General features: G+C 68.4%; 5 protein-coding genes. 3 read left to right on the top strand and 2 right to left on the bottom strand.

Features of this window, described 5'->3' with window-relative positions; translation table 11 throughout:
* The coding region (locus RWP81_RS12320; RefSeq protein WP_314456501.1) for a phosphoribosyltransferase family protein at positions 1-351 on the top strand (351 nt) is incomplete at its 5' end.
* A gap of 93 nt (positions 352-444) precedes the next feature.
* Positions 445-1110: a ribosome hibernation-promoting factor, HPF/YfiA family gene (gene hpf / locus RWP81_RS12315; RefSeq protein WP_314456500.1), complete on the top strand. Its 666-nt coding sequence runs from the start codon at positions 445-447 to the stop codon at positions 1108-1110.
* Positions 1111-1243: 133 nt separating this feature from the next.
* On the opposite strand, the gene RWP81_RS12310 is transcribed toward hpf, so the two are convergent.
* Both RWP81_RS12310 and RWP81_RS12305 read right to left on the bottom strand, forming a co-directional pair.
* Positions 1244-2749 (bottom strand): hypothetical protein, encoded by a 1506-nt coding sequence (locus tag RWP81_RS12310; protein ID WP_314456499.1) that lies wholly within the window; start codon positions 2747-2749, stop codon positions 1244-1246.
* A gap of 436 nt (positions 2750-3185) precedes the next feature.
* On the bottom strand, positions 3186-4499 hold the full coding sequence (locus tag RWP81_RS12305) for a hypothetical protein (RefSeq protein WP_314456497.1): 1314 nt from the start codon (positions 4497-4499) through the stop codon (positions 3186-3188).
* 184 nt (positions 4500-4683) lie between these two features.
* Between RWP81_RS12305 and secA the strand changes: the two genes are divergently transcribed.
* Positions 4684-7454 (top strand): preprotein translocase subunit SecA (gene secA, locus RWP81_RS12300; protein WP_314456495.1); only part of this gene is annotated, 2771 nt, incomplete at its 3' end.

Below are 7454 nucleotides of genomic sequence, written 5' to 3'. Positions count from 1 at the left end.
CCCTCGTCGCGCGCGGCCTTCCGCCGGCGTGGATATCGCCCGGTCGAGGTGCTGGTGCGGCGGGCGGGCCGGCGCCCCGAGCGCCTGTTGCGGCTGCGTCGGGCACCCGCCGATCAGCGCGGACTCGGAGATCATGCGCGGCGCGAGAACGTCCGCGACGTGTTCGCGGCTCGCACCGTCTTGGGCGGGCCGGTGGTGGTGGTCGACGATGTGGTCACGACGGGTGCGACGTTGGCCGAGGCGGTTCGCGCCCTGCGCGCGGCGGGCGCTACCGACGTGCGGGCGGTCGCGCTCGCCCACACGCCGCGTCGCAGCACATCGAAAGGTGAATGGGAGGTGATTACCACGTGACATGGCGGTGGCCTCCCACTAGCGTGGGGATGACTGAAGGCGACGGATGTTCCGCCCTTAGACCGGGCGGAACCCGGAACAAGGAGGTCACTGATGGACACCAACATCGTCGGCGTGGGAGTCGGTATCACCGATCGATTCCGCACCGTGGTTGAAGAGAAGGTCAGTCGCATCGAGCACCTGGCGCCGCGCGCCGGAGCGCTCGAGGTCAAGGTGACTCATCGGGCCTATCGCAATGGCCGCATGGAAGACGACACGGTCGAACTCACCCTCGACGGCAAGGGTCCCGTCGTCCGCGCGGAGGCGACCGACGTCGACAAGTTCGCCGCGCTCGACCTCGCGGTCGACAAGATCTCGGAGCAGGTGCGCCGCGCGAAAGACAAGCGCATCGACGCCCGCAACCACCCGCGCGGTGCCAAGTTCGAAAAGGGCACCGGCGAACTCTCGGGCATCGACGTCGAGCCGGCCTCCGTCGAGGTCCTTCGCGCCGTCGCCACCGGATCCATCCCGGTGCAGACCGAGGGCGCTGCCGACGAAGAAGACTATTCGCCCGTCGTCATCCGCCAGAAGGAGTTCGGCGCCGAATGGATGACGGTCGAAGACGCCGTCGACCGGATGGAGCTCGTCGGACACGACTTCTTCCTGTTCATCGACGCCCGTACGGATCACCCCAGCGTCGTGTACCGCCGCAAGGGCTGGGACTACGGCGTGATCGCGCTCGCGACGCAGGCTTCACCCGTGGTGCAGGCCGCATCCTGATACGTACGCGAAGGCGCCCCCGTCGGACGGACGGGGGCGCCTTCGCGTATTCAGCTGCGGGCGGATGGACGGTCGTGCGTTCACCCGGTCGCACGGCGGACTGTTCGTCTCTGTTGCTGCCGACCGTGAACGCTCATCGGATGAAGAAGACCGGGTCGCCCATCGCGCTCGTGTCGATGCGGGTGACGCCGGTCGTTCCGCTGAATGTCGTGGGTCCGCTCTGGCTGTCATACCCCCACCAGCGGATGCTTCCGTCGTCGAGCAACGCGAAGCTGTTGTAGTAACCGCCGATGACGCGGCTGACACCCGTGAGGCTGCTGATCGGAACCGGGGAGCTACGGTCGACGTTCGTGCCGTCGCCGAGTCTGTAGCCGTAGCCCGTGCCCCACGAGACCGCTTGGCCGTTAGACAACACGGCGTGGCCGCGGGATTCGCCCCCGCTGACCTGAACGGCGTTGCTGACGTTGAGGACGTCGACGGCACTGAGCGCCATGAATGTCGTGGTCCCGTCGCCGAGCTGGCCGTATTGGCCGTAGCCCCACGAACGGATGCGTCCGGTCTTCGTCAGGGCGTAGACGGTCTCGCCGTTCGCTGCGAGCTGCGCAATGTTGGTAACGCCCATCGCGGTGACGGGAGTGCCCGAATTGTCACGGGAGCCGTTGCCGAGTTGGCCGTAGTAGCTGGATCCCCACGTTCGCACGGTGAAGTCGGCGAGCAGGGCGGCGGCCGAGCCGCTTCCGGCGACGACCTGGGTGGCGGTGGTGATGCCGCTGACGAGGGCAGGGGTCGAGCGATTGGTGGTGCCGCCATCGCCGAGTTGTCCCGAATTGTTGTATCCCCAGGCGAGGATGCGGCCGTCGGAGCGCAGGGCGTAACCGGTGGAGAAGCCGCAGACGATCTGCGTCACCCCGGTCAGCCCGGGGATCTGCGCCCACGTGAGGCGATCCGTAGTGGTGCCGTCGCCGAGCTGCCCGCTTTCGTTGCGGCCGACGCTCCACACGGTGCCGTTCTTCAACAGTGCGAGGGAGAAGCTCTTTCCGACGGCGACAGAGGCGATGGGTGAGGGGAACTGCTTCAGCAGCTGGGTGGGAGGATTTACGGTCCTCGCATCGGTGCCTGTTCCGGCGGCGCCCGTGCCGTAGAAGGTTCCGCCGCGGTTGACCTGTCCGTTGTCGCGCTTGGCGAAGCCGTAGGCGTTGGCGCCGAGCACGGTCAGGCCGGCGCTGGTGCTCGCCCCGCCGCTGACGGCGGTGATGGTCAGCGTGCTGCCGGGGGTGGCCCAGTCGTCGGTCGTGGTGAGCGTGGTGGTCGCGGTGCCCGACCCGTCGGCGGTGGTTGAGGCGGGCGAGAAGCTGGTGCCGGTGGGGCCGGTGAAGCTCACGGGGGCCCCGGAGACGGGCTTGTTGCCGGTGCCGGTGACGACGGCCGTGGCAGGGGTCGTGCCGGCTGAGATCGCCTGCATGGACGGTGTCGTCAGCGCGAGGGACGACGCCCCGCTGGCCGCGAATGCGGGGCTGGAGCTGACGAGCGTGATGGCCGGTACCGACCAGGCGGCGCCGGCGATCAGAGTGCGGCGCGACGGGCCTGGCTGTTCGCGGGCGAGGTCGGATGTGCCAGGGGAGGAGGAGGAGGAGGTCATGAGTCATCCTTCGAGGGCATGAGCGGGGCGAGACGAAACACAGATGGCGGTGTTCGTCGTCCCACCATCGCGTTTCGCCGCTTCGCTGCGTGGCAGATCGCCCGAGGAAACACCGGGTGAGTGTGCTCGCGAAGCCTCCGGCTGCCCTTTCTTCTCACCCGCGCAACCGTGTCCCATTCGCGTGAATCGGAGCGCGATCGCTTCGCGAGCTCTTGGGCGCGCGCCGTCCGTGTCTCGGCAGCCCACGAAGAGCGGGTGAGCCTTCGCCCGCTCCCTCACCTCTCGGCCCGCGCCGCATCATCCATACACCCTGGCGCGGCGGGCTCTCGCGGTGCTGTGCCGAGATCGGTCGGCCGCCTGCGGGTCACTCGCCTCGCGCGCCGGAGGGGGGCTCTGCGCCGACCCCGATCGGAGGCGGGGAGCGCAGCGGGGCGGTTCAGCCGTCGAAGATGTCGCCGAGCAGCGACCCGATGACCAGACCACCGAGCATTCCGCCGACCATGTTGCCGCCGCCCATACCCCCGCCGCGGCCGCCCATGCCCCCGCGGCCATAGCCGTTGCCGCCCCAGTCGTCGGGACGGGACTGCTCGATGTCGCGCTGCGCGATCTGCAGCGATTCGGCTGCCAGCGACCCGGCTCGGCGCGCGGTGGCGAGCACCGTTTCCCGATCGTCCTCGGCGACGGGACCGAGGGGGAGCCCTGCGCGCAGGCGTTCCGCCTCGACGAAGCGCGTGCGCGCGTCGGCGCCGATCCAACCCCGGTGTCCGGTGATGAGGCCGCGGGCGACTGCGAGCTGACGGTCAGCGTCATCGATGGCGTGGTCCACCTGCTGTTGCGAGAGAACCGGGCGCGCCGCGCGCTCTCGGGCGTGGTCCAGATCGGCGTTCGTCTGGCGCAGGGACGACAGGGCGGCGAAGGGATCGCTGCGGGTACCGGATGCCGGCAGCGCGCTGAGCGCGCCCTGGAGCGCCGTCATGGCGGCGATGACGGCGGGGGTCTGCGCCTCACGGCGCGCCTCGACGAGGTCGTTGCGGGAATCGTCGACGACGGCGGCGAGGGTGGACTCGGCGCGCAGCGCCTCGATCTCGAAGGTGTCCACGGCATCCAGGAGGGATTCGGCACGTCGGACCGCCTCGGTGGCCGCTTCCAGCGCGACCGACGCCTGCTCGCGCTGGCCAGCCTCACGGCGTCGCTCCGAGACGGATGCCGTGTGCACGGCGAAGTCGAGGAGCTGCTCGATCTCTTCGGGATTTCCGCCGATCTGCGCGAGCGCCGAATCGCTGTATCGGCGCGAGAGCCGTTCGACCACGTCGCGGGCGTTCGGGATGCGCTCCTGGAGCCGTTCACGGTCGGCACGCACGCGGGCGAGCGTCTCGGGTGCGCGGCGCACGGCGTCGATCTTGGGCTGAAGAACCTGCGTGCGCTCCTCGAGGAGGTCTTCCGCCCACTGGGAGAGCTGGATGACGCGCGCGTTGCGCGTGCGCAGCTCCTCTTTGGTGTCGGGGATCTCGTCGTGGTTGAGCTGGTGCAGCCGGAAGGCCTCGGCGAGATGGGTGCGCACGGAGTCGAGGGCGGCGGCGAGGTCTTCGGTCGCCTTGTCGCCGAGCTCGGCCCGCGCGAAATCGAGTTCGTCGGAGGTGAGACGCACCCGCTCATCGGCGGCGACGATCGCCAGCTCGGCCCGCCGAGCCAGATCCGCGTCGGCCGCGTCTTGCTCTTCGCGCTTCCTCTTACCCCAGAAACCCGCCATGGCTCGATCCTAAGCGGCGGGTTCGCACCCGTCGCCGTGTGTTCGCTGCGGGCGCGCAACCCGGCCTGAGGATTGCGGCTCCTTCGCAGGTCACGAACCGGTAACACGGATACCATGGGCCACGTATGCCTGTTCGCAGGCCGGCGTCCGTACGGGCGTCGCACCCGACAGATGGAGATTCTTCGTGGCAAATCCGCTCGAGAGACTGCTGCGCGCCGGCGAAGGCCGCGTCCTGCGTCGCCTACAGGGCGTCGTCAAGGCGACCGGGGCGCTCGAAGAGGACTACGAGCAGCTCACCGACGACGAGCTGCGCAACGAGACCGTCGAGCTCCGCGCCCGTTTCGAGGCTGGCGAGACGCTCGACCAACTCATGCCCGAGGCGTTCGCCGCCGTCCGCGAGGCGGCCAAGCGCACTCTCGGTCAGCGCCCGTACGACGTGCAGATCATGGGCGGCGCCGCCCTGCATCTGGGCAACATCGCCGAGATGAAGACCGGTGAAGGAAAGACGCTGACCGCGGCCCTCCCGGCCTACCTCAACGCCATCGCGGGCAAGGGCGTGCACGTCATCACCGTGAACGACTTCCTCGCCAGCTACCAGTCGGAGCTCATGGGCCGCGTCTACCGCGCACTCGGGATGACGACGGGCACAGTCGTCTCGGGCCAGACGCCCGAGGTTCGCCGTGAGCAGTACGAGGCCGACATCAGCTATGGCACGAACAACGAGTTCGGCTTCGACTACCTGCGCGACAACATGGCGTGGCGCAAGGAAGACCTCGTGCAACGCGGCCACTTCTACGCCATCGTCGACGAGGTCGACTCGATCCTCATCGACGAGGCGCGTACCCCGCTGATCATCTCGGGTCCGGCATCCGGTGAGGCCAACCGCTGGTTCGCCGAGTTCGCGAAGCTCGCTCGCACCCTCGAGGCGGGCGTCGACTACGAGGTCGACGAGAAGAAGCGCACGATCGGCGTGCTCGAGCCCGGCATCGAAAAGGTCGAAGACTACCTCGGCATCGATAACCTCTACGAGTCGGCCAACACCCCGCTGATCTCGTTCCTCAACAACTCGATCAAGTCGATCGCGCTGTTCAAGCGCGACACCGACTACGTCGTGATGAACGACGAGGTCATGATCGTCGACGAGCACACCGGTCGCATCCTGGTCGGGCGCCGCTACAACGAGGGCATCCACCAGGCCATCGAGGCGAAGGAGGGCGTGCCGGTCAAGGCCGAGAACCAGACCCTCGCCACGGTCACTCTGCAGAACTACTTCCGTCTCTACGACAAGCTCTCGGGCATGACCGGTACCGCCGAGACCGAAGCGGCCGAGTTCATGTCGACCTACAAGCTCGGTGTGGTCCCCATCCCCACCAACCGGCCCATGGTCCGCAAGGACCAGTCCGACCTCGTCTACAAGAACGAGACGGCCAAGTTCGCGCAGGTCGTCGAAGACATCGTCGAGCGCCACGCGAAGGGCCAGCCCGTCCTGGTCGGTACGACGAGCGTCGAGAAGAGCGAGTACCTGTCACGCCTGCTGGCCAAGAAAGGCGTGCGTCACGAGGTGCTGAACGCCAAGAACCACGCGCGCGAGGCGGAGATCGTCGCCCGCGCGGGTCGCCTCGGCGCCGTGACCGTGGCCACCAACATGGCCGGCCGTGGAACCGACATCATGCTCGGCGGTAACGCCGAGTTCCTCGCCGTGCAGGAGATGAAGGCGCGCAACCTCGACCCCGTCGAGACGCCCGACGCCTACGAGTCCGAGTGGGACACGGTGTACCAGTCGATGCGCGACACCGTCGCCGAGGAGGCCGCGAAGGTCACCGAGGCCGGTGGTCTCTACGTGCTGGGCACCGAACGCCATGAGTCGCGTCGCATCGACAACCAGCTGCGCGGTCGTTCAGGACGTCAGGGCGACCCGGGCGAGAGCCGGTTCTACCTGTCGCTCACCGACGACCTCATGCGTCTGTTCCAGTCGGGGGCGGCGGAGGCGATCCTCGCGCGCACCAACTTCCCCGACGACGTCGCGATCGAGTCCGGCCTGGTGTCGCGCGCGATCAAGAGCGCCCAATCGCAGGTGGAGGCGCGCAACGCCGAGATGCGCAAGAACGTCCTGAAGTACGACGACGTGCTGAACCGTCAGCGCGAGGCCATCTACGCTGACCGTCGACACATGCTCCAGGGCGATGACATCGCCGACCGCGTGCAGCACTTCATCGAAGACGCCATCACCGCCGTGATCGACGACCACACCGGCTCGGGCCACACCGAGTCGTGGGACTTCGACGCGCTCTGGACCGAGCTGAAGACCATGTACCCGGTGAGCGTCACGATCGACGAGGTCGTCGCCGAGGCCGGCGGCAGCAAGGGGCGCATCACGCCCGAGGGGCTCAAGCGCGAGATCATCTCCGACGCGCGGATCGCGTACGAGAACCGCGAGCAGCAGCTCGGTGAGCAGGCGCTGCGCGAACTCGAGCGCCGCGTCGTGCTGCAGGTGCTCGACCGCCGCTGGCGCGAGCACCTCTACGAGATGGACTACCTCAAGGACGGCATCGGGCTCCGCGCCATGGCCCAGCGAGACCCGCTGATCGAGTATCAGCGCGAGGGCTACCAGATGTTCCAGTCGATGATGGGCCAGATCAAGGAGGAGTCCGTCGGCTTCCTCTACAACCTGGAGGTCGAGGTTCGAAAGGTTGAGGGCGACGAGGCGCAGGTCGAGGCCAAGGGCCTCACGCCGACCCCGGTCGAGACGCAGCGCCTGGAGTACTCGGCCGCGAACGACGCGGGTGAGGTCGAGGTGCGCAACGACCGCGGTCAGGTGCAGCAGGCGGCGACCAACCGTCTGCGTCAGGCGGCCCAGCCCGCGGCACCCGCGGCGGAGCCGGTGCCCACCGGCGCCCGCGGTGCTTTCGGGCAGCGCACCGACGCCGTCGACGAGTCCGCCGCGTCGAACCGCGC

Source organism: uncultured Microbacterium sp., assembly GCF_963521695.1.
Taxonomy (GTDB): Bacteria; Actinomycetota; Actinomycetes; order Actinomycetales; family Microbacteriaceae; genus Microbacterium.
This window is presented reverse-complemented; position numbering and strand designations above follow the sequence as displayed.

What these genes read in the sequence shown, in the direction of transcription:
- hpf (WP_314456500.1), top strand. Translation starts at nt 445, where the DNA reads ATGGACACCAACATCGTCGGCGTGGGAGTCGGTATCACCGATCGATTC.
- RWP81_RS12310 (WP_314456499.1), bottom strand. Translation starts at nt 2,749, where the DNA reads ATGACCTCCTCCTCCTCCTCCCCTGGCACATCCGACCTCGCCCGCGAA.
- RWP81_RS12305 (WP_314456497.1), bottom strand. Translation starts at nt 4,499, where the DNA reads ATGGCGGGTTTCTGGGGTAAGAGGAAGCGCGAAGAGCAAGACGCGGCC.